The organism is Streptomyces sp. NPDC050743, assembly GCF_044456925.1.
GTDB lineage: Bacteria > Actinomycetota > Actinomycetes > Streptomycetales > Streptomycetaceae > Streptomyces.
On record NZ_JBITGJ010000016.1, the window covers coordinates 111,335 to 137,073 of the forward strand.

The window sequence follows — 25,739 nt, forward strand, 5'->3', positions numbered from 1 at the left end:
TCCTTCACCTCCTCTTCCGTCCTGCTCCTTCGCCCGCCTCCCTCAGCGCCGCCCGGCGTGCTGGGCCGCGAGCCGGACCGGGGCGTTCGCGGCGCCGTACCCCTGGTAGCCGGGGTCGCGCTGGACGAGTTCGAAGAAGACCCGGCCGACGGTCTCGGTGTAGCAGTGCCGGAAGGCGCCGCCCGCGTCCCGGTCGTAGAGGATGCCGAGGTCCCGGTAGGTCTCCAGCTCGTCGTCGGCGAGGTCGTACCGGGCGGCGAGGTCGTCGTGGTAGTTGCCCGGCACCGGCAGCAGCCGGCCGCCCGCGGCGCGGAAGGCGCGGGCCGCGGCCACCACGTCGTCCGTGGCCAGCGCGATGTGCGCCGCGTGCACGGTGTCGTCGGTGGGTGCCGCGCCGACGCCGAGGGCGATACGGACGCTGCCGTCGGCGTTGGCGACGGCCCGGCTGCGCATGAGGCCGTAGGGGTCGGCGAGGTCGACGCTCTCCTGGGCGGTGAGGCCGAGGACGCTGCGGTGGAAGAGCGTGGCCTCGTCGAAGTGGTGCCAGGGCTGGGTGAGGGCGAGGTGGTCGATGCGGGTGGCGGAGGGCGCCGGGGTGTCCGGCAGGTCGGCGAAGTCGGCCCGCCAGTCGGGGAGTTCGGGGTTGCCGGTGGCGCAGAAGAACAGTTCGGTGCCGTCGGGGGCCGCCACGGCGTCGAGCGGGGCGTCCCCGGGGGCGCGGTGGCGGGGCAGCACGGGGGCGAGCAGGGCCTCGGCGCGGCGGGCGGCAGGGGCGGGGTCCGGGGACTCCAGGCCGATCGCGGCGAGCCGGGTGCCGTCGCGGCGGGCGGTGGCGGCGGTGTTGACCAGGACGCGGGCCTCGCCGTGCTGCCACAGGTCGACGGGCTTGCCGCGGTGCCGGGCGGCGCGGGTGAAGCCGAGCGCGGTCAGCAGCGCGGTGACGGGTTCGGCGTCCGGGGTGAGGAGTTCGGCGAAGGCCACCCCGGTGGGCACGACGGGCGGCGGCAGTTCGGCGGCGCCGACGGCCTCCCGCAGGAGCAGCAGGGAGCGGTGGGCGTCGACGGCGGTGGGGCCGGCGTCGGCCTGCCGGAAGACGTCGTTGAAGACCTCCAGGGACAGCGGCCCGCGGTATCCGGCGGCGAGGACGTGCCGTACCAGCCCGGCGACGTCGAAGCCGCCCTGGCCGGGGAAGCAGCGGTAGTGGCGGCTCCACTGCAGGACGTCCATCGCGAGCAGCGGGGCGTCGGCGAGTTGCAGGAAGAAGATCTTCTCGCCGGGGATGTCCTCGATGCCCTTCGGGTCGGAGCCGCGGGACAGGATGTGGAAACTGTCCAGACAGACGCCGAGCGCCGGGTGGTCGGCGGCCTCGACGATGCGCCACGCGTGCTCGTAGGTGTTCACGTGCCGGCCCCAGGCGAGCGCCTCGTACGCCACCCGTATCCCGAACTCCTCGGCCAGTCCGGCCAGTCGTGCGAGCTGACCGGCCGCTCGTGCGTCGTCGTCCACGGCGTCCGGCGACACGCTGGAGCACACGAGGACGGTGTCCGCGCCGAGCCGGTTCATCAGCTCGAACTTGTGCCGGGCGCGCCGCAGATTGCGCACGAAGATCTCCTCGGGTATGCCTTCGACGTCGCGCATCGGCTGGTACAGGTCGATGCTCAGCCCGAGGTCGGCGCAGCGGGCACGGATCTCCTCGGGAGCGAGCGGGCAGGCGAGGAGGTCGTTCTCGAAGATCTCCACCCCGCCGAACCCGGCACGCGCGGCGGCGGCGAGCTTCTCGGTGAGGGTGCCGCTGAGGGAGACGGTGGCGATGGAGGTGTGCATGTCCGTGTTCCTCGTCATCCGACGGCACTCCCCGAGCGCTCGACGCCCGCCAGTTCCTCGAAGTCGGCCAGCATCCGCCCACTGTCCGGCTCTCGCCCCGTGAACAGCCGGAACGCGTCGGCGGCCTGGAACACGGCCATCCCGCCCCCGCCCAATGCGGCACAGCCACGCACGCGTGCGGCCCGCAGCAGCTCGGTCTCCAGCGGCCGATAGACGACCTCGGCGACCCACAGCCCGGGATGCAGCAGCTCCGCGGGCAGGGGCAGTCCGGGATGCGCGGCCATACCGGTGGGGGTGGCATGGACCAGCCCCCCACAGCCGTCGGCCTGGCCGAGCAGTGCCGGAAGCCTGTCGACCGTCGCCGCTCCCGCCCGGCCGGGGCCGAAGTGCCGTACCAGCGAGTCGGCGAGCGCGGCGGCACGCTCGGGCAGCGCGTCGACGACGGTGACCCGCCCGGCGCCCAGGGTGAGCACGGCGTGGGCGACGGCCGCGCCCGCGCCGCCCGCGCCGAGCTGGACGACCTGCTCCAGCGGGGCGTCCGGCAGGCCGCGCGCGAAGGCGGCGGCGAAACCGGTCACGTCGGTGTTGTGGCCGATGGCCCGGCCGTCGTCGAAGACCACGGTGTTGACCGCGCCGAGCGCCTCGGCGCGCGGGTCGAGCGCGTCGAGGTGGTCGATGACCAGCTGCTTGCAGGGGTGGGTGATGTTCAGCCCGTCGTAGCCGAGATCGCGGGCGGCGCGGACCAGGTCGCCGACCGCCTCGGGCGTCCGCCCGAGGACGTCGAGGTCGAGGAGCCGGTAGAGGTAGCGCAGGCCCTGCCGGTCCGCCTCCCGCTGGTGCAGTGCGGGGCTGAGCGAGGGGCCGATGCCGGCCCCGATCAGCCCGACGAGATAAGAGTCCTTGGCCACGTGGCCCTCCCGAGGCGGCGCTAATGTACGAAACAGTACATTAGCTATATCAGCCGTGGCCGCCGTGAGGAAGACCTCGGCGACGGCCCGGGGTCCTGCTTCTACAATCACGGGCACGCACAGCGAGCGTGCCGCCCTGGCGTCCACCGGCCCGAAGGAATGCGATGACCAGCGTCGAAGAACCGGTACGACCCGGGGGACGGGTGCGCGACGCGGCCCGCACCAAGGCCGAGATCCTCGACGTGGCCACGCAGGAGTTCGCGCGGGCCGGCTACGACGGCGCCCGGGTCGACGAGATAGCGGCCCTCACCCGCACCACCAAGCGGATGATCTACTACTACTTCGGCGGCAAGGAGCAGCTGTTCACCGCCGTGCTGGAGCGGGCGTACGGGGTGATCCGCGAGGCCGAGCAGCAGCTGGACGTCGAGCACCTGGACCCCGTCGCCGCGATCCGCCGCCTGGCCGAGCTGACCTTCGACCACCATGAGCGGCACCCGGACTTCATCCGCCTGGTCAGCATCGAGAACATCCACGGCGCCGAGCACATCGCGGCCTCCGAGAAACTCGGGAAGATCGGCTCCCCGGCCCTGGAGGTGATCCGCCGGATCCTCACCGCGGGACAGGAGTCGGGGCTGTTCACGGCCGACGTCGACGCGGTCGACCTGCACGCGATGATCAGCTCGTTCTGCTTCTTCCGGATGTCCAACCGGCACACCTTCGGCGCCCTGTTCGGCCGGGACCTGGTGGACCCTGCCCAGCGGGACCACTACCGCACCATGCTCGGCGACATGGTGATCGCCTACCTGACGGCGGAGCGGGCGGCCGGCTGACGCCGGCAGGTCCGCGCCCTCCTGCGCACCGTCGCGCTCTCGCACGGACCGTGGCCCGAACTCTTGACAGCGGGGAAACGCGGGCGCAACATCCCACCCACCACAACTAACTACCCAGTGGGTTAATTAGCAGCCGAGATCCGGCCCTCGCCCGCTCCCTCCCCTCTCGCTCACCCCGCCCTTCCGTAGGGTGGAGTCCCCCGAAGGAGCCGCCGTGTCCGTCCCCACCCCTGCCCCCGCGCCCGCCGCCGAGGCCCCTCCCGGCCAGCCCTGGAAGGCGGCGACGGCCGCCTGGATCGGCAGCGCGCTGGAGTACTACGACTTCTTCGTCTACGGCAGCGCCGCCGCACTGATCTTCCCGAAGGTGTTCTTCGACTCCTCCGACCCGGCGACCGCGACTCTGCTGTCGCTCGCCACCTTCGGCGTCGCCTACGCCGCCCGGCCGCTCGGCGCACTGGTCCTGGGGCACGTCGGCGACCGGCTCGGCCGCAAGAAGATCATGGTCTTCACGCTGATCCTGATGGGCATCTCGACGTTCCTGATCGGCTGTCTGCCCACCCGTGCCCAGGCCGGCTCGCTCGCGCCGGTGCTGCTCGTGCTCTGCCGCGTGCTGCAGGGCATATCGGCGGCAGGCGAGCAGGCGAGCGCGAGTTCCATGAGCCTGGAGCACGCGCCACCGGACCGGCGCGGGTTCTTCACCAGCTTCACGCTCAGCGGCACCCAGGGCGGCCAGCTCATCGCCACGCTGGTCTTCATCCCCGTCTCCAGGCTCCCCGAGGACCAACTGCTGTCCTGGGGCTGGCGGGTGCCGTTCTGGCTGAGCTTCGCGGTCGCCGTGGTCGGTTACGTCATCCGGCGCCGGCTGCGCGAGACCCCGGCCTTCGCCCGGCAGGCGGCGACCGAGGGCGTGGTGCGGCTGCCGCTCGCGGTGCTGCTGCGCGAGCACTGGGCGAACGTGCTCCGGGTGATCGCGGGCGCGCTCATCGCCTCGGTCAGCACGATCTTCACGGTGTGGGCGCTGGCGTACGCCACCAGTGACGCGGTCGGGATGTCCCGTACGTTCATGCTGTGGGTGGGCGCCCTGGCGAACCTCGCCGCGCTGGCCGCGATCCCGCTGTGGGCCACCCTCTCGGACCGGATCGGGCGCCGGCCGGTGTTCCTGATCGGCGCGGTGGGCAGCGCGGCGGCGATGGCCGGCTATCTGTGGGCGATCTCCACGGGCTCCCGCCCGCTGACCCTGCTCCTCGGAATCGTGGCCTTCGGTCTGGTCTACAGCGCCGCGAACGGTGTGTGGCCCGCCTTCTACGGCGAGATGTTCGCGACCCGGGTGCGGCTGTCGGGCATGGCCGTCGGCACGCAGATCGGCTTCGCGGTCGCCGGGTTCGCGGTCACCTTCGCCGCCGAGATCGCCGGCCCGGGCGGCGACGACTGGTCGGCGGTGGCCCTGTTCACGGCCGCCCTGTGCCTCCCGCCGGCCCTGGCCGCAGTCACCGCCCGCGAGACCCACAAGGTCCCGACCGAACTGCTCGGCGAGCGGTCGGGCGGTCCGGCGCGGCGGGCGGAACGGGTCACGGCGGCCTAAGACCGCCGGGGTCCGGGGTCGACACCGGGTCCACGGGGGCCGCGCGGAGCCGAACGGCGCCTGCGCGGCCCGCCCGTCCGCGATACACGGGCCGCGGACTGTGGGTCCGCGGCCCGCGGTATTCCGCCTACGGCTTCGGGTGCCGCGGCTCGTACAGGGCGAGTTCGCCGCCGCCCGGGAGGCGCAGGGCGGTCACCCGGCCCCAGCGGGCCTCCTCGACCGGCCGGGAGAACTCCACTCCCCGCTCGGCGAGTTCACGCCGCGTCGCGTCGAGGTCGTCGCACATCAGCATCAGCTCGTGCGCGGGCTCGCCGTCGGCGGGGTGGCAGGCCACCTCGGTGGGCGGCGCCTGGAAGATCAGCCATCCGTGGCCCGCGTCGACGTGCGCCCACCCGAGGGTGTCGCGCAGGAAGGCCCGGTCGGCCTCCGCGTCCCGGCTGTAGAGCACCACATGTGCACCATTGATCACGAGCGGAGGCTAGTGCGGCGGGCGGGCACGGACAAGCACCGGCCGACCGCGATCCGCCGCACCCGCAGCGCACCCCGGCGTCCGCCGAACCAGCCGCGCCGGCGGCACCACTCCGCCGAAACGCACCGCGTGCGGCAGCACCTGCCGCGCACCCGCCACACATGCCGCGTGCAGGGGCCACACGGCACACCGGCAGCGGCCCCATCAGGACCACCCACCGCAATCCCCGCAAGCGCCACGGCAGCCGCTGCCCCACCACAGCGGCCACCCCGACCCGCCGCACCGGCCACACCCACCCGACCGCACTCCCGGTCGCGCTCACCCGCCCGAGCCCACCGCCGAGTCGAGCAGGGGCCCGAGTTCCCGTACCGCCGTGGTCAAGGGCCCTGCGTCCTGTTCCGCGCGGGCCATCAAGATCGCGCCCTCCAGGGTGCTGATCATCAGCGTGGCCAGGGATTCGGCACGCGCCGCGGGGACGCTCATGTCGGTCAGGGCCTCGGCGAGCGGGTTCCGCCAGGTCCTGAACGCGGCGGCCACGGCCTCGCGGGTCGAGCCGTCGGCCGAGGCGCAGTCGACGGTGGCGGCGGCGACCGGGCAGCCCGTCGCGAAGCCGTGCGCCGCGTACTCGTCGGTCCACTGGGCGACCATCGCCGCGAACAGTCCGCTCGGCGTCGGCTCCTCCAGCCCCGCGAGGAAGCGCGCGATGCGCCTGCCCGCATACCGTCCGGCCCAGCCGACCGCCTCGTTGACCAGCTGTTCCTTCCCGCCCGGGAAATAGTGCTGGAGCGAGCCGCGGGGTGCGCCTGCGTGCGCGGCGACCTCCCGCATGCCGGTCGCGGCGACGCCGTCGCGCCGGATGAGCTGGGCCGCGCTGAAGACCATCCGCTCGCGCGGCCCGTGCCGTGTCTCGCTCATCGCGGACCTCCGATCCTCGCCGCCCTCAACTCTATGACCGGCGTCATAACGGCCGCTACTATGACAGCGGTCATAGTCGGCTCCCGGAGCGGAGGGCGGTTCCCGTGAACGTCGGTTTCATCGGTCTCGGAGTGATGGGCCGGCCCATGGCGCAGCGTCTGGTGTCCGCCGGCACGCCCCTGGTGGTCTGGAACCGGACCCCGGAACGCGCCGCACCCCTGCGCGCGGCCGGGGCCGAAGTCGCCGCGGACGCCGACGAGGTGTTCGCCCGGGCGGACGTGGTGCTGCTGATGCTCGCCGACGAGGCCGCCGTCGACACCGTCCTCGGCCGGGGCACACCGGCGCTGGCGGCACGGGTCGCCGGCCGCGTCGTGGTCCACATGGGCACCACGTCCCCCGAGTACTCCCGCGCCCTGGAGACCGACGTCCGCGCCGCCGGCGGCCGGTACGTCGAGGCACCCGTCTCCGGGTCACGGGTGCCTGCGGAGGAGGGGCAGCTGGTGGCGATGCTCGCCGGCGAGAAGGACGCCGTGGACGCCGTACGGCCGCTGCTCGCGCCGATGTGCCGGGAGACGTTCGTGTGCGGTCCGGCGCCCGGCGCGCTGCTGATGAAGCTGTCCGTGAACCTCTTCCTGATCACCCAGGTGACCGGGCTGACCGAGGCCTTCCACTTCGCCGAGCGCCAGGGCCTGGACCGGCGGCTGTTCCTGGACGTCCTCGCCGCGGGGCCGATGGCCAGCGGTGTCTCCCGGATGAAGGCGCCGAAGCTGTTCGACCGGGACTTCGCGGTGCAGGCGGCCGCGCTGGACGTCCTGAAGAACAACCGGCTCATCGCCGAGGCGGCCCGCAAGGCACACCTGGCCTCACCGCTCCTCGACGTGTGCCACACCCTGTTCGAGGAGACGGTGGCCCAGGGGTACGGCGACGAGGACATGGTCGCCGTGCTGCGCGCGATCGAGACGCGGACCGCCGAGGCGTCGTAGCCGCGAACCGGAGGCGGGTCAGCGCTTCGGGATACCGTACGCCCGGTCGACGTGCAGCCGCACCACCAGGCGGCGGTCGCGGACCATCGCGGCCCGGTAGTCGTCCCAGTCCGGATGCTCGCCCTGAACGTCCCTGTAGAGGCGGATCAGTTCCGCGACGGTGTCGTCGTGCGGGTCCTGGGCGACGGGGGAGAGCTCGGCGGTGCCCTCGGCGACGGTGAACGCCCAGCGGTCGGCGCTGGTGACGTGGTAGGAGGCGCGGGGGTCGCGGCGCAGGTTGCGGGTCTTGGCGCGGTCGTCGGTGACGGAGATCCGGATGACGCGCTCGTCGGGATAGTAGGCGTGGTTGACGTTGGACAGCTGGGGGCGGCCGTCGCGTTTGAGGGTGACCAGGACGCCGGCGTCGCCTTCGGCGAGCAGTTCGAGCAGCGCGTCCTGCGTGGGGACCGGGGTGGACTCTTCGCTCATGACACGGTCAACTTACGGGCGCGTCCCCCGCATTCCCCGCAGTCCCCACTGCCGAGGACCGACGGCGAGGGCGGGCCGGCCGGAACCGGTGGCGATCGCGGCCTGCCCGCGGCCGACGGCGTCGCGTCGATCACAAACACCGCTGATGAACGGGTCCATGGTGGTGTTCCTGGGCGACGATGAGATCGGATGTGTCCCGGCGGGCGGCCGGGGGCATCGCGTATCAGGCGGCGGGAGGAGAGCGATGGCAGGGCTGCGGCAGGAGGTCGACCCCGGTGAGGCGGGGCTGGACGGCAAGGCGCTGGACCGCCTGGACCGGCATGTCGCGCACTATGTCGACGAGGGGCGGCTGCCCGGCTTTCTGGTGGCCGTGTCGCGTGGCGGCCGGGTCGCCCACCTCACCACGTACGGCCGGCGCGATGTCGCGGCAGGGCTGCCGGTCGAGGCGGACACGCTGTGGCGGATCTACTCCATGACCAAGCCGGTCACCGCGGTCGCGGTACTGCTGCTGGTGGAGGAGGGCAGGCTGTCCCTCGACGACCCGCTCGAACGTCATCTGCCCGCGTTCGCCGAACCCCGTGTGTACGACGGCGGTGCGGGCGCCGGGATGCGCACCCGCCCGGCCGCCGGTCCCATCCTGATCCGGCATCTGCTCACCCACACCGCCGGCCTGACCTTCGGCTTCTACTACCGGCACCCCGTCGACGCCCTCTACCGGGAGTCCGGCCTGGAGTACTCGGTGCCGCCGGGCGCCGATCTCGCGGAGACGGTCGAGGTGTACGCGCGGATGCCGTTGCAGTTCGACCCGGGCACCCAGTGGAACTACTCGGTAGCGTCGAACGTGCTGGGCCGTCTCATCGAGGTGGTGTCCGGACAGCCGCTGGACGCGTTCTTCGCCGAGCGGATCCTTACCCCGCTCGGCATGACCGACACCGGCTTCCACGTCGAGCCCGAACAGGCGGGCAGGCTGGCCGAGTTGTACGGGGAGAGGGACGAGGGCGGGATCGAGCCGGTGCCGGGGCTGCCGGTGCGCGGCCGGCCGAGGTTCCTGTCGGGCAGCGGCGGCCTGGTCTCCTCGGCGTACGACTTCCACCGGTTCATGGAGATGCTGCGCCGGGGCGGCGAACTGGACGGCGTGCGGCTGCTGTCCGCGGACAGCGTCGGCATGATGACCCGCAACCAGCTGCCCGGCGACGCGACGTTGCGGTCCTTCGGCGCCCCCGTCCACCAGGAGCCCGGCAACGACGGGCTCGGCTTCGGCTTCAACGTGTCGGTGGTGACCGACCCGTCCCGCACCCTGGCCCCCTCCAGCCTGGGCACGTACGGCTGGACCGGCGTGGCCACGACCGCGTTCTGGGTCGATCCGGGCCATGAGCTGACGGTCCAGTTCATGACGCAGGTACGGCCGAAGACGCTGAAGATCTTCCCGGAGCTGCGGCGGCTGGTGCACGAGGCGCTGGTGCGCTGACCGCCGGGCGCCCGCCGCCCATGGGGGAGGCGGCGGACGCCGGGACGGCCGGCCTCAGGAGCCGTGGGCGACGGCGTCCAGATGGGGCAGGATGTGGTCGAGCCGCTCCCGCTTGGTGCGCAGATACGTGATGTTGCTCTCGCACGGCTCGATCAGCAGCGGCACCTGCTCGGCGACCTGGATGCCGTGCCGGACCAGCGCCTCCCGCTTGCGCGGGTTGTTGGACATCAGGCGCACCGAGCGCACCCCGAGGTCGTGCAGGATCTGAGCCGCGATGCCGTAGTCGCGGGCGTCGACGGGCAGGCCGAGCGCGAGGTTCGCCTCCACCGTGTCCAGGCCCTCCGCCTGCAGCGCCATCGCGCGCAACTTGGCGAGCAGTCCGATGCCGCGGCCCTCGTGGCCCCTCAAGTAGACGACGATCCCGCTGCCTTCGGCGACGACGGCGCGCAGGGCGGCCTCTAGCTGGTCGCCGCACTCACAGTGCCGGGAGCCGAACGCGTCCCCGGTCAGGCATTCCGAGTGCAGCCGGGTCAGCACGTTCTCGGTGCCGATGTCGCCGTACACCAAGGCCACTTGCTCGTCACCGCGGTCGTGGTCCAGGTAGCCGACCGCCTGGAATTTCCCGTACACGGTGGGCAGCGGTGCATTCACGACGCGTTCCGCGCCCGAACGCCGCGGAGCCTTCTTGCCGAGTACGCCCATGTTGACGCCGGTGTTTTCTGTCATGATCTGATTCCTAAGCAGAGACGAAAGGCCGTGAAACGATGGATGGTTCGGGCGCGCGTGCGGCGGCATGTGGGGGGACAAACAGCGTGGCGTACGGCGTGATGCCGGCGGACACCACCGAAGTGGTACGGACGCGGGCGGCGGGCGTTTCAACACAGGTCGCCGTCCTTCCCGTAGGCAGTTTCGAACAGCACGGTCCGTTCCTTCCGCTGGCGACCGACACGCTCGTCGCCTGTGCCGTGGCGCGGGAGATCGCCGCCGCGTACCCGGTGCACCTCCTTCCTCCGGTGACGGTCTCCTGCTCGCACGAGCACGCGGACTGGCCGGGGACCGTCAGCATCTCCGCCGTGACCCTCCATGCGGTGGTCTCGGACATCGCCGCGTCGCTGCGCCGCTCGGGCGTCGACGCGCTCGTCGTGGTCAATGGGCACGGCGGCAACTACGTGCTGGGCAACGTCGTCCAGGAGGCCTCCGCGCGCGGCGAGCGGATGGCGTTGTTCCCGGCCGCCGAGGACTGGGAGACGGCGCGGGAGCGGGCGGGGATGCACACCTCGCTGCTCACCGACATGCACGCGGGAGAAATCGAGACCTCGATTCTGCTGCACGCTCATCCCGAATTCGTCCGCCCTGGTTACGAGTCCGCCGATTTCACCGCTGACGACCGTCGTCATCTGCTCACCGTGGGAATGTCCGCCTATACCGAATCGGGCGTCATCGGCCGTCCTTCCCTCGGTTCGGCGGAAAAGGGGAAGGCACTGCTGGCGAGCCTGGCGGAATCCTTCGAGGCGTATTTCGCGTTGCTCACGTCCGGGGCGGGACGCGGGTAGTCCCTCGCGGGCGGGGTGTTCCGTCCGGGCGCGGGGGCCTGGGCGGACTCGGGCTGCCGGGCGGATCGCGGACCTTCCGTCGCGGAGGCCGGTGCGGGGTCCGTCGTGGCGGGCGCGGCCTGGTCCGTCGTGGCGGGGGCGGCGCGCAGAGCGGTGTACCAGCGGACCGCGAGGACGACGGCGCCGGGCAGGCTCGCCACGAAGCTCAGCACACCGTAGACGACGGCGACGGCGACTCCGGTGCTCGCGCCGAGCCCCGCGGCGCCGAACGCCCAGGCGGTGACGCCCTCGCGGGGCCCGAACCCGCCGACGTTCAGCGGCAGCCCCATGGCGACCAGGGCGAGGACCGCGAGCGGGACCAGCTCCACGAAGGAGGCGGTGGAGCCGGCGACCCGCGCCGCCACGACGAACATCGCCACGTGCCCGGCCAGGACCACGGCCGAGGACAGCGCGATGCCCGGCCCGCCCCGGCGGGAGAACAGGCCCTGGCGCGCCTCGCCGAGGGCGGTGCGCAGGCCCCCGGCCCGGCGGGAGGGCGCCCGGTTCATGCGCACGGCGAGGCCGACGGCGAGCACGCCGGCCGCCGCGAGGGCGACCAGCGGGGCGAAGTCGCGGGCCTCGGCGCGCACCGGGGACGGCAGCGTCGGCAGCACCGCCGCGGCGAGCACGGCCAGCGCGATCTGCCCGGCGACGCGTTCCAGTACGACGGCCTGCACGCCGCGCCGCAGGTCACCGGCGCTCTGTCCGTGCCGGACCGCCCGGTGCACATCGCCCAGGATCCCGCCGGGGAGCGCCGCGTTCAGGAACAGCGCCCGGTAGTAGTCGGCGACGGCGGAGCCGAGCGGCAGCCGGATGCGCAGGCCTCGGGCCACCAACTGCCAGCGCCAGGCACTGAGGACGGTGGTGACCCCGCCGATGCCCAGCGCGGCCAGCACCGTCACGCCGTCGATCCGCCGCAGCCCGTCGACGAGCACGCCCGTGCCCAGCCGCCACAGCAGCGCCCCGAGGATGACCACACCGGCGACGGTCCCGAAGTGCGTACGCAGCGCGCGGAAGCGGTTGCGCCGGTGGGCCGGGGGCTGCGCGGGCTCGGGCGCGGTCTCGGTGGGCGGCTGGTCGGAGAGGGAGCGCGCCGACTCCGGGAAAGAGGGGGTGGGTTGGGGGCGCGAGGGCGGCGGTTGCGGAAGCCAGGTGCCGGTCTCCCGAGTGGTCGCCTGCGCCGTGGCCACACCCCCCGCGCCCGCGTGGATCGTGCCGGAGCCGTACACGCACACATCGGCCGGGCCGGTTCCGGCGGTTCGGCGCCCGGGCTCCCTCGCGGCCGGCCGCGAGCTCATGACGCGCCGCCCGTCGGCCGGGGCAGGGCCAGCAGGTCGCTGTGGTGGACCACGACCCGCAGCTCACCGGCCGCGCAGGCGGCGAGCCGGTCCCGCAGATACCGCTGCGCGCGGTCGCGCAGTTCGGGCCGCTGTTCCACGGCCGCGCCCACCCAGCCGCGCAGCCACTGCTCGATCAGCGCCGACCCCTCGGGGCCGAGCCGCCAGGGGCTCGGATGCACGCGTACGGCGGCCCCGCGCGCGGCGAACGCCTCGCAGGCCACGGTGACCGAGTCCGGGCCGAGCAGCCCGGCGCGCCGCTGGTGGGCGTTGAACGCCTCGGTGATCTCCGTGTCCAGCGGGTGGGCCGGGGTGAGTTCGACGCGCCCGGCGACCGACAGGGTGAGCAGCGCGGGGCAGCCGGCCCCGGCGCAGGCGTCGACGAGGGTGACGACCTCCTCGCGGGTGAGCACGTCGAGCAGCGCGGAGGCGGTGACCAGCGAGGCCCCGGCCAGCGCGTCCGGTGTCAGCCGGGCGACGTCGCCGCGCCGGGTCTCGACGGTGACGTTGCTGCCGTCGGCGGCGGAGTGCGGTGAGCCCACCGCGGCGAAGTGCAGCAGGTAGGGGTCGCGGTCGTGCAGGACCCAGTGCTGGGGTCCGTCCAGGCGGGGCGCGAGCCAGCGGCTCATCGAGCCGGTGCCGCAGCCCAGGTCGTGCACGGCGAGTGCGCCGGTGTGGCCCGGCAGGTTCGCCAGCCGGATCCGCAAGGGGTCCAGCAGGTCCTGCGCGCGGGCGGCAGCGTCGGCCCCTTCCCGCAACCGCAGCCATTCGGGCGCGTACCGGGGCGGTTCCTCGGGCTCGTCGTGACGCAGCCGTACGGTGGCCCGCTCACCGGGACGCCCGACGGGCCCGGCCCCGGCGACGACCGAGGCCTCCGCGCCACGCTGCCCGTCGTCGGCACCGCCGCCGCCCTCCCCCGCACCGGACGCCTCGCGCACCGTCTCCTTCTCGCCCTCGCCGCGCACCGGCGTCACCGTCCTCGGTCCTGTCTGGGCCGGGATCGACGCCATGCCGTTCGTCGTGGTCTCCGGCGCGGTCATGCCGCCCTCCTCGGGGCTTCGGGGAGCCGTGCGAGGACTCCGGCCAGGCTGCGGGCGGTGGTGGCCCACCCGTCGAGCGCGGCGCGGCGGCCCCGGGCGGCGGACTTGAGCCGGCGGCGTACGTCGGGCTCGCCGAACCAGCCGCGCAGCTCGGCGGCGAGCGCGGCGGGGTCCTCCGGTGGGACGAGGATGCCGGGCACCCCGCCGTCGGGGGCGCGGCCGACCGCTTCCGGCAGCCCGCCCACGTCGGTGGCGAGGACCGGGATGCCGCGGGCCAGGGCCTCGGTGACGGCCATGCCGTAGGTCTCGGCGTAGGAGGTGAGGACCATCAGGTCGGCGGCGGCGTAGGTGGCGTCGAGGTCGGCGCCGGAGCGCGGTCCGGTCAGGTGCAGCCGGTCGGCGAGGCCGTACCCGGCGATCATCTCGCGCAACTGTGCGACGTACGCGCGGTCGTGGCCGAGTCCGCCGACCAGCTCGCAGGTCCACGGCAGGTCCCGGACCGCCGCGAGCGCCTCCACGAGCCGGTGCTGGCCCTTGCGCGGGGTGACGGCGGCCACGCACAGCAGCCGGGAGACGCCGTCGGTGCCGGGTGCGAGGGGTGCGATGTCGGCGCCGGGCGCGGCGACATGCACCCGTTCGGGGGCGAGCCCGTGATGGGAGACGAGCCGCCGTACGGCCCAGTCGCTGGTGGCGATGACGGCGGGCGCGGCACGCAGCACGGCGCGTTCGCGGGCGTCGAGGTCGGCGGCGACGGCCGGGTCGAGGCCCGTCTCGTCGCCGAGCGGGAGGTGGACGAGCACGGCGAGGCGCAGCCGGTCGGCGTGCGGGGTGACGACGTCCGGGACGCCGCAGGCGACGATCCCGTCCAGCAGCACCACCGCGTCGTCCGGCAGGTCCCTCAGGGTGCGGGCGAGGTGGTCGCGGGCGGCCCGGTCGGGGCGCGGCCATGTGCCGGGCGCGGTGTGCCGGGTGACCTGCCAGCCGAAGCCGGGCAGGTCCAGGCAGACCCGGCGGTCGTAGGCGTTGCCGCCGCTGGGCGCGGCCGGGTCGTCGATGCCGCCCGGCAGGACGAAGTGCACGGTGCGCAGGGACATGGGGATGATTCCGGCCTTCTCGGCGGTGAGGGCTGTGGCCTGCGCCGGGACGTAGGACAGCCGTGCCCGCCGCGCGGTCGCCCCGGTCACAGGCCACGCTCGTAACTCGCCCAGGCGATGTGCGACTCGTGCAGGGTGACGGAGATGCCCGCGAGGCCCTTGGCGCCCTCGCCCAGGGCGCCCTTGTGGACGCGTTCGGCGAGCCGGTCGGCGATGACCTTGGCGAGGAACTCGGTGGAGGTGTTGACGCCGGCGAACTCGGGCTCGTCGTCGAGGTTGCGGTAGTTCAGCTCGGCGGTGATGAGGCGCAGTTCCTGCGTGGCCAGGCCGATGTCGACCACGATGTTGTCCTCGTCCAGCTGCTCGCGGCGGAAGGTGGCGTCCACCAGGAACGTGGCGCCGTGCAGGCGCTGCGCGGGCCCGAACACCTCGCCGTGGAAGCTGTGGGCGATCATGATGTGATCGCGGACGGTGATGCTGAACAACGGGCGACCCTCCAGGTACGACGCGTCTGGTCCCCCTGTCCTTACCCGCCGGGGGATGTCGTGTAGTACGGCTCTTCGGTTCCCCGTGTTCAGCTCACTCTCACTCTTTTCTCAGGTCAGGCCCGTCTCGGCGTACCGGATCCGGTGGCACAGGGCCGGGATCTCGCCCGAGGCGAGCCGGGGCATGACGTCCGGGAGTTGCTCGAAAGCGCTCTCCCCGGTGATGAGCGCGTCCAGGGCCGGGTCGGCGAGCAGGTCGAGGGCGAGCGCCATCCGCTCGGCGTAACCGCGGCCGGCACGGGCGGCCGGGGAGACGGTGCCGACCTGGCTACTGCGCACGGTGAGGCGGCGGGAGTGGAAGGCCTCGCCGAGCGGCAGGGCGACGCGCCGGTCGCCGTACCAGCTCAGTTCCACCACCGTACCCTCGGGAGCGAGGAGTTGCAGCGCGCGGGTGAGACCGGCCTCGGTGGCGCTGGCGTGCACGACGAGGTCGCAGTCGCCGAGGGCGGAGTCGGGTGTCGCGAAGTCCACGCCGAGCGCCTCGGCGGTCTTGGCGCGGGCCGGGTCGGCGTCGACCAACTGCAGCCGGACGCCGGGGAAGCGGGCCAGCAGGGCGGCCACCGAGCAGCCGACCATGCCACCGCCGACCACCGCGATCCGGTCGCCGATCAGCGGCGCCGCGTCCCACAGGGCGTTCACGGCGGTCTCCACAGTGCCGGCGAGCACGGCCCGCTCGGCGGGCACCCGCTCGGGCACGACGGTCACGGCGTTCACCCGAACGACGTAACGGCTCTGATGCGGATACAGGCAGAAGACCGTACGCCCCACCAACTCGGCCGGCCCCTCCTCCACCTGGCCGACGCTGAGGTAGCCGTACTTCACCGGGCCTGGGAAGTCGCCCTCCTGGAACGGCGCTCGCATCACGGCGTGTTGGCTCTCCGGCACACCGCCACGGAACACGAGCGTCTCCGTGCCACGGCTCACCCCGGAGTACAGGGCGCGCACCACGACCTCGTCCTCGGCGGGCTCCGCGAGGGTGATGTCACGCAGCTCGCCATGGCCCGGAGAGCGAAGCCAGAACGCGCGGGCCGAGCGGTTCATCGGCATCCTCCTGAACAGTAGGGAAGTTGTTCACGTACCGAGAAGTGCACAGGCCGCGCACAGTACGCGGCGTTGATCGACTCTGTCACTCGGCCGGAGGGTGTGCGGTGGCCCTGAACAACACGTATGACGCCAGGCCCCAGCAGGAGACCGCTGTGGGAGCGGGTATACAGCTCCTGCTGCTGGCCCTGCTCGGAACGGCGATAGGCATGGGGCCGGCGGGCTGGCTGACGGGCCTGGCGTTCGCGTTCGCCACCTGGGCGGTGCTGGCACGCGCCCTGCACCGCTCCTGCCTGCGCTCCTTCGGCCCCGCGAACCGTGTGACACTCGGCCGGGCGACGCTGGTGGGCGGCGTGACCGCGCTGGTCGCGGACTCCTTCGAGAGCGCGCCGCCGGTGACGCTGCTGGTGGGCCTGACCGCGGTCGCCCTGCTCCTGGACGGCGTGGACGGCAAGGTGGCCCGCCGCACCGGCACCTCCACGGCGCTCGGCGCGCGCTTCGACATGGAGGTGGACGCGTTCCTGATCCTCGTGCTGAGCGTGTACGTGTCCACCCAGCTCGGCCCGTGGGTGCTGCTGATCGGCGGAATGCGGTACGCCTTCGTCGCCGCGGCCCGTCTGGCCCCCTGGCTGAACGCCCCCCTGCCGCCGTCGTTCGCCCGCAAGACCGTCGCCGCGGTGCAGGGCATAGCCCTGCTCCTGGCCGGCGCCGAGCTCCTCCCCCACCTGGCGAACCTCGCGATCGTCGCCCTCGCCCTGGGCTCACTGCTGTGGTCCTTCGGCCGGGACGTGGGGTGGCTGTGGCGCACCTCGCGCATCACCGTCGAGGCCGCGACCGAGGCGAAGGTGCTGGAGCTGGTGGGGCGCTGAGCGACGGCCCCTGACATCGGGAAGGGCCCGGACCGGTTGCCGGTCCGGGCCCTTCCTGGTCTCCTCGGTATTACGACCTCGCGCCCCGGCTCCGCACGAGTGCGAACGCGGCGGCGGCGAGGCCGATGACACCGACGACCAGCCCGGCGATACCGAGCCCGCGGGCCGTGGAGTCGCCGGCGTCGGCGGCCTTGGCGGTGGTGGCAGCGGTGGCTGTCCTGGCGGCCGCCGGTGCGCCACCCGCGTCACCGGCCGTCAGCTTCAGCACGGGGGCCGGGTTCTCCGGCTCGTCGCCGCCGGACGGCTCCTCGATCCAGCGCGCGACCTTGCCGTCGGAGTAGGTCTGCAGGGTCTTGAACACCAACTGGCCGGTGTCGTCGGGCAGCTGTCCGAAGGCGACGTCGAAGTCCTCGTACTGCCCGGCGCCGATCTTGCCGCCGCTGAAGGTGATCTCGGAGGCGGCCTCGGTGATGGTGCCGTCGTCGGTCTTCACCGGCGTCTTGAGCTTGGTGGTGGTGACCTTGGCGGTCCAGCCGTCCTGCGGGTGCACGAGCACGCCGAGCACGGGGTGGTCGGTGGGCAGGAAGACCTGCACCTTGGTGGTGAAGGCCGTGTCCTCCTCGTTGGGGACGCGGAAGGTCAGCACACCGTCGGTGGCTCCCTTGGCGTAGCTCTCGGGATGGACGGTGACATGCGCGGAGGCGGCACCGGCGGCGAGCAGGACGGTGCCGGCGGCGAGGGCGATGACGGTGCCGGCGCGGCGCGTGGTCAGACGTGATGCGGATGCGGACATGGGTGAGTCGATCTCCGTACGGGTGACGTGGTGTTCAGGGTCAGAGCGAGTACGGGATCGGAAGCGGGGGTCCGCGTCTGCTGACAGCGTGCCGCAGGAGGGTCAGACGGGGAGGCCGGGGTGCCGACGGCACACGCGGGGCGTGATCGACGGGGGCGGGCAGCGGGGTGTCACGCCACCAGGCGACGAGACCGGGGACGAGCGTGCGCGCCCGGCGCAGCAACGACCACAACGCGGCCTCGCCCCGCCGCAGCCACCAGGAGGCGACGAGCGCGGCGAGGAGGTGGGCGGCGGTGGCGTGGGCGGTGAGGTGTGGGTGGGCGGTCGCGTGGACGTCACTCATCGCCGTCGCGTGGGCGTGCATCGCGGCCATGGTGTGACCGGGCATGGCCGAACGCCTGGTGACGGGGTGGGCGACGTCGAAGCCGAGGTGCAGCCCGGCCTGGGTGAGCAGCATGGCCGCACCGACGCCGGGCAGCGACCGCTCACGTTCGCCGAGCGTCCAGCCGAGCGCGAACACCGCGAAGAATCCGGCCGCGTCGGCCCACAGCGGCGGCATGTCCCCCATGGCGAGCCCGTGCCCGGCGGCGGCGAGCAGCACACACACCGCGGCGAACACCGCGGCACGCAGGCTCTTCACCGCCGGGGACGCACTCATGGTGAGGGATCCTGCCACGCTGGGGTGATACGTGGGGCGCGCATGTCCTGTTCAGCGGCGGGGCCGGGAGGGGCCCGGCCGGCCGACCTTCATGTTCAGTTGGTGAGCGCCACGCCCCGCCGGTCAAGGTGCCGGATCGGTCTTGGCGGTGTCGTTGACGTTGTTCAGGCAGGCCTTCATGAAGAGGTCTCTGTGGACAGAACCGCCGTTGGGCTCCTGCGAGATCTCGGAATACTCCTGCGAGCAGGTGCTGTCGCTCGCGGTGTAGGTCGTGTTGCCGTCGTCGGTGTACACGCCACCGGCGATGACTCCGGCCGCATAGGCGCCGAGAAGCGCGGAGCGGCCGAAGACGGGCTTGTCGACCGTCTTGGTGACGACCTTGGGCGGGCGGGTCTCCGCCTGCTGGGCGCGGTGGTCGGCCGCGGCCGCCTGGCGGCGTGCAGCGGCCAGCGCGGAGTGGGTGCTGACGTGGTCCGCGACGGCCGCGGTGACCGACAGGGCGGTCAACCCGCAGGCGGCGATGGCGATGACGTTGGCTCGGTTCACGGGTGTCCTTTGTACGTGGGTCGGGTGGGAAACGACGCGGGAGACGACACACGGCGCATACTGCCCGCCGGCGTGGTGCGCGCGGTCACGCGCCGGGGCGGACCTGGGCGTAGACCGTGAGGAACAGCTCCAGATCGGCGCGCTCGTCGGGGTGAGGCCTTGCCGGAGGCGAGACGCGCCCGGACCTCACGATGGGCGAGGCCCAGGTGGCCGCTGCGCTCCAGATGGCGCCACAGGAGGCGGAACGTCTGCTGGTGGTCGTAGAGGGTGGTCTCGTAGGACGCCGTGGTGATGTGGCGGGCCTGGACGAGCAGGGCCCGGAAGTTCTCCCGATCGTCGTGCTTCAGCAGCCGCGCCAAGTGGCGCCGGTACACGGTCAGTTCGGGCTCGTCCGTCTCGGTCAAGCGGATCTCCCCATGTGCGTCTGAGGAATTGGGCCGGGGCGGAAACCGCCTGGCAGGAACAGCGGTCATGCGCAACGCGCGCCGCGGCCGGTGAGAGGGGCTCCGGACACGGTCCTCACCGCGCCCTGTGATTCGACGCTTGCGGGACATGCGGATGCGGCGGCTCGGCCCAAAGTGGCGTGGACATGCTCGGGTCCCCCCATGCGGTGCTGCGAGAAAAGGACAGATGCGGCCGAGGCATCGAATGCCGACTGGACGGCTCACGGCCGGGCGCACGCTCCCAACCGGAAGCAACATCAGACAAACATGAAACTGAAAGCACTGTCAAACACGTTGGCAGATTTGACGGCTGCTGTAGCTTGTTGCTGTGTCCACTACCGAGCAGCCCAGGACGTCCGCATGACCCAGCCCTCCGCCCAGGTGACCGCCGCGGAGATCTCCCGCATCGCGGGAGTCACGCGCGCCACCGTCAGCAACTGGCGCCGTCGGCATGACGACTTCCCCGCGCCCTCGGGCGGTACGGAGACCAGTCCGCTGTACGACCTCCAAGCCGTGCGCGACTGGCTCTCCTCACGCGGCCACGCCTCCGCGGCCACTCCCTCCGAGGAGCTGCGGACGATCCTCCGCCTCCACGCGCCGTCCAGCGGCGGCACGGCGGACCTGTTGCTCCTCGTCCTTGCGGCAGCCGGCCGCACACCCGAGGAGCTGATCGCCGCCACCCGGCTGCCGGACGCGGACCTGACCGCTCGCGCCGAACGCGACGCGGCCGCCGTCGCCGAAGCCGTACCGGGGGTGGACGCCGTCCGCTTCCAGGCGGCCGACGCCGAGGTACTGCGCGCGCTGTACGCGTGCGTACGAGAGGAGGGCGGCCAAGCCACCCTGCGCGTACTCGCGGAGCGGGAGCTGGAGGACAGCGCGGCGAGCGGGGCCTACCGGACGCCGACCGCGCTCGCGGATCTTCTCGCGCGCCTGATCCCCGGCACCCCGGACCGCGTCCTGGACCCGGCCTGCGGCAGCGGCTCCCTGCTGGCGGCCGCCGCCCGGCGCGGGGCGCGTGAGCTGTACGGCCAGGACGTGCTGCCCGTACAGGCTCAGCGGAGTGCGGTGAGCCTGATGCTGACGGCACCGGACGCCACGGTCACCGTGCGCGCCGGCGACAGTCTCCGTGCGGACGCCTTCCCCAGCCTCCTCGCGGACGCGGTGCTGAGCAACCCGCCGTACGGCGTCCGGGACTGGGGCCACGACGAGTTGGCGTACGACCCTCGCTGGGCGTACGGCGTTCCGGCCCGCGCCGAGTCCGAGTTGGCCTGGGTGCAGCACGCCCTCGCCCATGTGACGCCCGACGGCTATGCGGCCCTGCTCCTGCCGCCCGCCACGGCGGGCCGCGCATCGGGGCGCCGCGTACGGGCGGAGCTTGTACGCAGCGGCGCGCTGCGCGCGGTGGTCGCGCTGCCGGCCGGCGCGGCGGTGCCGCTGCACATCGGGCTCCAGATCTGGGTCCTGCAGCGGCCCGAACCGGGCGGCCCGGAGCGCAAGTCAGTGCTTTTCATCGACGCGGCGGAGGCGGAATCCGCACGCGGCAGGTCAGCGGGCACGCGCACTCGGGCCGGGAGTCGCTCCGCCACGCTGGACTGGGACCGGATCACGGCACAGGTCCTTGGCGCGTGGGAGGCGTTCAACAGCGACCCGGACGCGTTCGAGGGCGAGCCCGGAACCTCTCGGGCAGTCGGAGTGGTCGACCTCCTGGACGACGTGGTGGACCTGACTCCCGCACGGCACGTCAGGGCATCACGTGCCGGCATCGATCCGGCGGAACTCTCCGCGGAGGTCGATGCCACACGCCGGAATCTCGTCAAGGCCGCGAAGTCCCTCGCGCGGGCGGCCGGTCAGGAGGGCTGGAGCGCCGCGAGTGCCGGAGCCCGCGAATGGCGGACGGCGACGGCGTCCGACCTCGCTCGCGGTGGAGCGCTCACCATCCTGCGGACGCTGCCCGAAGGCGCGCGTGGCCGTGAGGACGGCGCGGATCACGAGCCCACGGCTCGCGCGGTCCTCACAGCATCCGACATCGCGCGCGGGTCGGCTCCCACCGGCGACCCGGCCGAGCTGCGCAGCGACACGCCGCGCGTGATCGCCGCCGGGGACGTCCTCGTACGAGCGGTCGCGAGCGGAGGCGGCCCGATGACCCGGGTCGCGGGAGAGGAGGACGCGGGAGCGCTGCTCGGGCACCACGTCCACCTCTTCCGGCCGGACCCCGACCGCCTGGACGCCTGGTTCCTTGCCGGGTTTCTGGGGGCGGAGGAGAACATCGCGGGTGCTTCGACGGGCAGCACCGTCCTGACGGTCAGCCCTGGCCGGCTGCGCGTGCCGCTGCTGCCGTTGGAAGAGCAGAAGCGATACGGGGAGGCGTTCCGGCACGTGGACGCACTTCGGGCGGAGGCCCGGCGAGCGACACGGCTGGCGGAGGAGACAGCGCGGCTGCTGGCGGGAGGGCTCACCGGAGGGCAGTTGCTCCCGTCTCGGGACACGACAAGAACGTGACGCTGCGCCTGCTCGACAAGGCGGACCGGGAGATTCTCAAGCTCCCCCGCCCGGTCAAGGGCGCGATCTACGACTTCCAGCACAAGTTCAAGACCAACCCCGATTCCGCGGGACTGCGTCTCAAGCAGCTGCAGGGGCACGACAAGCTGTACTCGGCGCGCATCAACGACGAGTACCGTGCGCTGCTGCTGCGGCTGGCCGACGACGACTGGCTGATCGTCTCGGTCAAGCACCGCAAGGACGTGTACGCGCATCTCGACCGGCTCACGTACTCGGTCAACCGCGTCACCGGCGGCATCGAGTACGTGGACCTGCAGGTCGTGCAGGAGGAAGTGCTCAGTCCTCCGGCCCCGCAGACGGCCACGCCCTCCTTGCCCGCCGAGCCGCTTCACCCCGCCGAGCCGGCCGCTGCGCAGCCGCTGTTCGAGAAGTGGTCGGAACAGCAGCTCACCGACCTGGGTGTGGCACCCTCCCTGATACCTGTCGTCGCCGCGCTGACCACCGAGGACCAGCTCCTCGGCCTCGTCGAGTACGCACCGCAGCTCACCGGCGAGGTGCTGCTGGCGCTGTACGACGGCAAGGCGTACGACGACGTCCTCGAGCAGGTCACGGCCCCCGTCGCGGCACCGGAACCCGTGGACACCGAGGACTTCCGGGCTGCCGTCGCACGTCCCGCCACCATCGTCACCACGACCGACGACGCGCTGCGCGAGGCACTGGAGGGCGAGGACTTCGGACGCTGGAAGGTGTTCCTGCACCCCCCGCAGGCCAAGCTCGTCACGCGGGACTACAGCGGTCCGGCGCGCGTGGGCGGCGGGCCCGGCACCGGCACCGGCACCGGCACCGGCAAGACGATCGTGGCACTGCACCGGGTCAAGCACCTGGTCGAGCAGCTCCCGGCCGGCCGGACCAAGCCGGTCCTGCTGACCACGTACAACAAGAACCTCGCGGCGGATCTGCGTTCCCGACTTCTCGCCCTGGGCGGCGAGCCGTTGCTGTCGCGCGTCGAGATCAGCCACGTCGACCAGCTCGCGCTGCGGACCGTCCGGGAGGCCGAGCCCGGCAACCGCAAGCGGATCATCGACGAGGCGCAGGCAGTCCGCGAATGGCGCTCGCTCCTCGACGAACTCGGCGAAGACGGCTGGGACGCGGAGTTCCTGAACGACGAATGGACGCAAGTCATCCTCGGCCAGGCCGTCACCTCCCGCACGGACTACTTCCGGGCCCGCCGCGCCGGACGCGGACGCACGGTCAGCCGGTCCGAACGAGCTGAGATCTGGCAGCTCGCCGAGCGGTTCACGCAGCGCCTGGACCGGCTCGAGGTCCAGACCTGGGATCAGATCGCGGAGCGGGCGGCTCAACTGGAAACGGAACGGGCACGGCGCATCCAGGCCATCGACCGTCAGCGAGAGGAAGCGGGCGGCCTCGACAACATCCACATGGCCGACGGTTCGGGCGGCTGGCTGCGCTACCGGTACCGGCACATCGTGGTGGACGAGGCTCAGGACCTGCGGCCCGCGCACTGGAAGATGCTCCGTGCGATGACCGCTCCCGACCGAAACGACCTCTTCCTGGTCGGCGACACCCACCAGCGCATCTACAAGAACCAGGTGACCCTCGGCAGCCTCGGCATCAACATCCGCGGCCGGTCCTCGAAGCTGTCGCTGAGCTACCGCACCACCCGGCAGATCCTGCGCTCCGCGCTGAACGTGCTCGGCCAGGAGACCTATGCCGACCTCGACGGCAGCACGGAGACGCTGGCCGGTTACCGGTCCGTGCTCAGTGGCGCCGTCCCGGACCTGCACAGGCTCAACGACTGGGAGGACGAGCGAGAGGCGATCGCGGCGCTGATCGAGTCCTGGGGCGACGTGCCGCACGAGCAGATCGCGATCGCCGTGCCGACCAACGACATGGCGCGCGAGGTCGCGTACACGCTGCGGGAGCACGGCGTCATGGCGTTGGAGATCGGTCCGGACGGGCCCCGCGGGGACAGCGGCGTCCACATCGGCACGATGTTCCGGTTCAAGGGCCTGGAATACCAGCGCATGATCATCGCCGGTGTGACCGACGGACTGGTGCCGCGTGCGAGCGTCCAGCAACGGCGAACCACGGACCCCGCGCGCTACCGGACGGAGATGCAGCGCGCCCGGTCTCTGCTCTTCGTGGCGGCTACGCGCGCCCGAGACAGCCTGGACGTCTTCTGGCACGGGGAGCCGAGCCCGTTCCTGGAGGAACTGATCAAGGTCCGGCCGCCGGTCGCGGCATGACCGGGCCTGGGGTCGTGCCGTGGTCGGCTTCGGCTAGCGCTGCATGATCGGCCCCTGGGGCACGAGGAACGGCCGCCGGGGATCCTCCGGCGGCACCCTGCGGGTCGCGAGTGTCGGATCGGGGTCCGGCAGGTACGGGGCCAGGGCCGCGTACACTTCCGCGGCACCGCTGGGACGATCCTCGGGTCGCTTGGCGAGCAGTGCGTACAGCAGGTCCTGCAGAGCGGCCGGGGCATCGACACCTCGGTCGGCCAGCCGGGGCGGAGACGCGGTGAGGTGCTGGGTCACGAGTTCGGCGGGGACCTCACCGTGGAACGGAGGGCGGCCGGTGAGCATGTGGTGCAGCAGGCAACCCACCGCGTACAGGTCGCTGCGACCGTCCAACGGCTGCTCGCCTGCCAGAAGTTCGGGCGAGGCATAGGTGAGGTTGCCGAGCGTCTCGCCCGTCATGGTGAGCCGGGGGTCGGTGTCCGAGAGGACCTTCACGAGACCGAAGTCGAGGATCTTCACCAGACCGCTGACGCACACCATGACGTTCTGAGGCTTGAGGTCGCGGTGCACGAGGCCGGCCGCATGCGCGGCGGACAGCCCAGAACACAGTTGCGCGGCCACCGCTGCCGCGGCCGGCACGGGCAGGAGCCCGCCGTCGGCGCCGTCGATGACGTTGTCGAGGGTCGTGCCGCCGACGAGCTGCATCACCAGACAGCAGACGTCCTCGGTGACGGCCGCGTCGTACACGGTCGTGATATTGGCGTGGTCCAGACGAGCGGCAGCCTTGGCCTCCCTCTCGAAGCGCGCCAGGGCGGTGTGGCGCCAGTCGGGGAGAGCCAGAAGATCTGCGGCGACAGTCTTCACCGCGACAGGGCGCTCCAGATACACGTCCGTCCCCTGCCAGACGAGTCCCATCGCCCCTCTGCCCAGGATCCGGTCCAGCCTATATCTGCCCCGCAGAACCTTGCCCGCAGCGAACTGCTCCACGCTCACTTCCTTACGTGCCCCAGGGATACGTCGGCGCTGTCCGACCAGCAAGCGGCTCGCCTTCGCCGCCCGCGCGGGAACAGTCAACCAGGGCCGGGGTGCGCCACGGACGCGGAGGGGGCATCGAAGGGCCGGTCTCGGCGGAGGAACGCCGTGCCGGTCCAGTCCGGGTAGCCGATGATCTCCATGAGGTCGGTCCCGCCGGAGGGCGGCCAGGAGACGGACGGGTCGTCGGCATTGGAGCCCAACAGCCAGAAGGTGGGCCAGAAGCCGTCCTGACTGGGAGTCGCTTGTCGTGCTCGAAGACCACCTCGGCACATCACTCCGGCCGCGAGCGGTTCCCCGGAGGGGGACCTGTGTCCGCTACCCGGCCACCCGCCGGCGGCATATCGCGCCTGCGGCGACGGTGGATGTGGGATGTGTGTGGCGACATCGCGGGCAGCGCGTGAACGTCGCGGCAGTACGGGTGCCCTTCGCCGCAGCAGCGGTGCAAAGCAGCGAGGCCGAAACACCCTGGCTGGCGGCGGAGTTGAGGCCATTCGAGGTGGTCCAGCGCTCCTGAGGGCCTTGCTGCAAGTCCTGCACTGGTG

General features: G+C 72.5%; 24 protein-coding genes and 1 pseudogene. 8 read left to right on the top strand and 17 right to left on the bottom strand.

Annotation, left to right across the window (positions count from 1 at the left end):
* Nucleotides 1–42: 42 nt before the first annotated feature.
* Nucleotides 43–1,824, bottom strand: coding sequence for a bifunctional sugar phosphate isomerase/epimerase/4-hydroxyphenylpyruvate dioxygenase family protein (locus tag ACIBJF_RS18470; RefSeq protein ID WP_399174852.1), 1,782 nt, complete (start codon nucleotides 1,822–1,824; stop codon nucleotides 43–45).
* 14 nt (nucleotides 1,825–1,838) lie between these two features.
* Nucleotides 1,839–2,732: a shikimate dehydrogenase gene (locus tag ACIBJF_RS18475; RefSeq protein WP_399174803.1), complete on the bottom strand. Its 894-nt coding sequence runs from the start codon at nucleotides 2,730–2,732 to the stop codon at nucleotides 1,839–1,841.
* 164 nt (nucleotides 2,733–2,896) lie between these two features.
* Between ACIBJF_RS18475 and ACIBJF_RS18480 the strand changes: the two genes are divergently transcribed.
* Both ACIBJF_RS18480 and ACIBJF_RS18485 read left to right on the top strand, forming a co-directional pair.
* A complete protein-coding gene (locus ACIBJF_RS18480) occupies nucleotides 2,897–3,562 on the top strand; it encodes a TetR family transcriptional regulator (RefSeq protein WP_399174805.1) in 666 nt (221 codons plus the stop codon).
* Between the two features lie 214 nt (nucleotides 3,563–3,776).
* Entirely contained in the window at nucleotides 3,777–5,144 is a 1,368-nt protein-coding gene (locus ACIBJF_RS18485) for an MFS transporter (protein ID WP_399174807.1), read from the top strand.
* Nucleotides 5,145–5,271: 127 nt separating this feature from the next.
* On the opposite strand, the gene ACIBJF_RS18490 is transcribed toward ACIBJF_RS18485, so the two are convergent.
* Together ACIBJF_RS18490 and ACIBJF_RS18495 are read right to left on the bottom strand one after the other, a co-directional pair.
* Nucleotides 5,272–5,613: a VOC family protein gene (locus tag ACIBJF_RS18490; protein ID WP_365322991.1), complete on the bottom strand. Its 342-nt coding sequence runs from the start codon at nucleotides 5,611–5,613 to the stop codon at nucleotides 5,272–5,274.
* A 318-nt stretch (nucleotides 5,614–5,931) separates the two neighbouring features.
* Nucleotides 5,932–6,528, bottom strand: coding sequence for a TetR/AcrR family transcriptional regulator (locus ACIBJF_RS18495; RefSeq protein ID WP_399174809.1), 597 nt, complete (start codon nucleotides 6,526–6,528; stop codon nucleotides 5,932–5,934).
* On the opposite strand from ACIBJF_RS18495, the gene ACIBJF_RS18500 reads away from it, so the two are divergent.
* Nucleotides 6,516–7,511: an NAD(P)-dependent oxidoreductase gene (locus ACIBJF_RS18500; protein ID WP_399174811.1), complete on the top strand. Its 996-nt coding sequence runs from the start codon at nucleotides 6,516–6,518 to the stop codon at nucleotides 7,509–7,511. The two genes, ACIBJF_RS18495 and ACIBJF_RS18500, sit on opposite strands and share 13 nt — an antisense overlap.
* Before the next feature lie 18 nt (nucleotides 7,512–7,529).
* Here the strand turns inward: ACIBJF_RS18500 and ACIBJF_RS18505 are convergent, their stop codons facing one another.
* Nucleotides 7,530–7,979 carry a PPOX class F420-dependent oxidoreductase gene (locus ACIBJF_RS18505; RefSeq protein WP_399174813.1) on the bottom strand — a complete coding sequence of 150 codons (450 nt, stop codon included), beginning with the start codon at nucleotides 7,977–7,979 and terminating at the stop codon, nucleotides 7,530–7,532.
* Between the two features lie 244 nt (nucleotides 7,980–8,223).
* Here ACIBJF_RS18505 and ACIBJF_RS18510 point away from each other — a divergent pair, with 244 nt between their 5' ends.
* Nucleotides 8,224–9,447: a serine hydrolase domain-containing protein gene (locus tag ACIBJF_RS18510; protein WP_399174814.1), complete on the top strand. Its 1,224-nt coding sequence runs from the start codon at nucleotides 8,224–8,226 to the stop codon at nucleotides 9,445–9,447.
* 54 nt (nucleotides 9,448–9,501) lie between these two features.
* Here ACIBJF_RS18510 and ribA read toward each other — a convergent pair whose 3' ends face one another.
* Nucleotides 9,502–10,173, bottom strand: a complete 672-nt coding sequence (gene ribA / locus ACIBJF_RS18515; RefSeq protein WP_399174816.1) for a GTP cyclohydrolase II — start codon at nucleotides 10,171–10,173, stop codon at nucleotides 9,502–9,504.
* 38 nt (nucleotides 10,174–10,211) lie between these two features.
* On the opposite strand from ribA, the gene ACIBJF_RS18520 reads away from it, so the two are divergent.
* Nucleotides 10,212–11,000 carry a creatininase family protein gene (locus ACIBJF_RS18520; protein ID WP_399174818.1) on the top strand — a complete coding sequence of 263 codons (789 nt, stop codon included), beginning with the start codon at nucleotides 10,212–10,214 and terminating at the stop codon, nucleotides 10,998–11,000.
* Nucleotides 11,001–11,242: 242 nt separating this feature from the next.
* Here ACIBJF_RS18520 and ACIBJF_RS18525 read toward each other — a convergent pair.
* The 5 genes and pseudogenes from ACIBJF_RS18525 to ACIBJF_RS18545 all read right to left on the bottom strand — a co-directional run.
* A pseudogene (locus tag ACIBJF_RS18525) lies at nucleotides 11,243–12,337 on the bottom strand (YbhN family protein); the annotation flags it as partial.
* The gene (locus tag ACIBJF_RS18530; RefSeq protein ID WP_399174819.1) at nucleotides 12,334–13,416 is read right to left on the bottom strand and encodes a class I SAM-dependent methyltransferase; all 1,083 of its coding nucleotides are present in this window, start codon (nucleotides 13,414–13,416) and stop codon (nucleotides 12,334–12,336) included. The gene ACIBJF_RS18530 and the pseudogene ACIBJF_RS18525, both read right to left, overlap by 4 nt.
* The gene (locus tag ACIBJF_RS18535; protein ID WP_399174821.1) at nucleotides 13,413–14,600 is read right to left on the bottom strand and encodes a glycosyltransferase family 4 protein; all 1,188 of its coding nucleotides are present in this window, start codon (nucleotides 14,598–14,600) and stop codon (nucleotides 13,413–13,415) included. Before ACIBJF_RS18535 ends, ACIBJF_RS18530 begins: the two co-directional genes overlap by 4 nt.
* On the bottom strand, nucleotides 14,597–14,995 hold the full coding sequence (locus ACIBJF_RS18540; RefSeq protein WP_351806811.1) for a 6-carboxytetrahydropterin synthase: 399 nt from the start codon (nucleotides 14,993–14,995) through the stop codon (nucleotides 14,597–14,599). Before ACIBJF_RS18540 ends, ACIBJF_RS18535 begins: the two co-directional genes overlap by 4 nt.
* Before the next feature lie 111 nt (nucleotides 14,996–15,106).
* Entirely contained in the window at nucleotides 15,107–16,096 is a 990-nt protein-coding gene (locus ACIBJF_RS18545) for a zinc-binding alcohol dehydrogenase (RefSeq protein WP_399174823.1), read from the bottom strand.
* A gap of 107 nt (nucleotides 16,097–16,203) precedes the next feature.
* Between ACIBJF_RS18545 and ACIBJF_RS18550 the strand changes: the two genes are divergently transcribed.
* Entirely contained in the window at nucleotides 16,204–16,965 is a 762-nt protein-coding gene (locus ACIBJF_RS18550; RefSeq protein WP_399174824.1) for a CDP-alcohol phosphatidyltransferase family protein, read from the top strand.
* Between the two features lie 70 nt (nucleotides 16,966–17,035).
* Here the strand turns inward: ACIBJF_RS18550 and ACIBJF_RS18555 are convergent, their stop codons facing one another.
* The 4 genes from ACIBJF_RS18555 to ACIBJF_RS18570 all read right to left on the bottom strand — a co-directional run bounded on the left by ACIBJF_RS18555 (nucleotide 17,036) and on the right by ACIBJF_RS18570 (nucleotide 19,366).
* Entirely contained in the window at nucleotides 17,036–17,758 is a 723-nt protein-coding gene (locus ACIBJF_RS18555; RefSeq protein ID WP_399174825.1) for a YcnI family protein, read from the bottom strand.
* A 40-nt stretch (nucleotides 17,759–17,798) separates the two neighbouring features.
* The gene (locus ACIBJF_RS18560; protein WP_399174827.1) at nucleotides 17,799–18,416 is read right to left on the bottom strand and encodes a hypothetical protein; all 618 of its coding nucleotides are present in this window, start codon (nucleotides 18,414–18,416) and stop codon (nucleotides 17,799–17,801) included.
* A gap of 123 nt (nucleotides 18,417–18,539) precedes the next feature.
* Nucleotides 18,540–18,962, bottom strand: coding sequence for a hypothetical protein (locus ACIBJF_RS18565; RefSeq protein WP_399174828.1), 423 nt, complete (start codon nucleotides 18,960–18,962; stop codon nucleotides 18,540–18,542).
* Nucleotides 18,959–19,366, bottom strand: coding sequence for a hypothetical protein (locus tag ACIBJF_RS18570; RefSeq protein WP_399174830.1), 408 nt, complete (start codon nucleotides 19,364–19,366; stop codon nucleotides 18,959–18,961). Before ACIBJF_RS18570 ends, ACIBJF_RS18565 begins: the two co-directional genes overlap by 4 nt.
* A 399-nt stretch (nucleotides 19,367–19,765) precedes the next feature.
* On the opposite strand from ACIBJF_RS18570, the gene ACIBJF_RS18575 reads away from it, so the two are divergent.
* Complete coding sequence (locus ACIBJF_RS18575) at nucleotides 19,766–21,904, top strand: N-6 DNA methylase (RefSeq protein WP_399174831.1); 2,139 nt, start codon at nucleotides 19,766–19,768, stop codon at nucleotides 21,902–21,904.
* Nucleotides 21,901–24,171: a UvrD-helicase domain-containing protein gene (locus ACIBJF_RS18580; RefSeq protein WP_399174833.1), complete on the top strand. Its 2,271-nt coding sequence runs from the start codon at nucleotides 21,901–21,903 to the stop codon at nucleotides 24,169–24,171. The genes ACIBJF_RS18575 and ACIBJF_RS18580 overlap by 4 nt, the downstream gene beginning before the upstream one ends.
* A 33-nt stretch (nucleotides 24,172–24,204) precedes the next feature.
* Here ACIBJF_RS18580 and ACIBJF_RS18585 read toward each other — a convergent pair whose 3' ends face one another.
* A complete protein-coding gene (locus ACIBJF_RS18585) occupies nucleotides 24,205–25,149 on the bottom strand; it encodes a serine/threonine-protein kinase (RefSeq protein ID WP_399174835.1) in 945 nt (314 codons plus the stop codon).
* An 83-nt stretch (nucleotides 25,150–25,232) separates the two neighbouring features.
* Nucleotides 25,233–25,397, bottom strand: a complete 165-nt coding sequence (locus ACIBJF_RS18590) for a hypothetical protein (RefSeq protein WP_399174857.1) — start codon at nucleotides 25,395–25,397, stop codon at nucleotides 25,233–25,235.
* Between the last annotated feature and the right edge of the window lie 342 nt (nucleotides 25,398–25,739).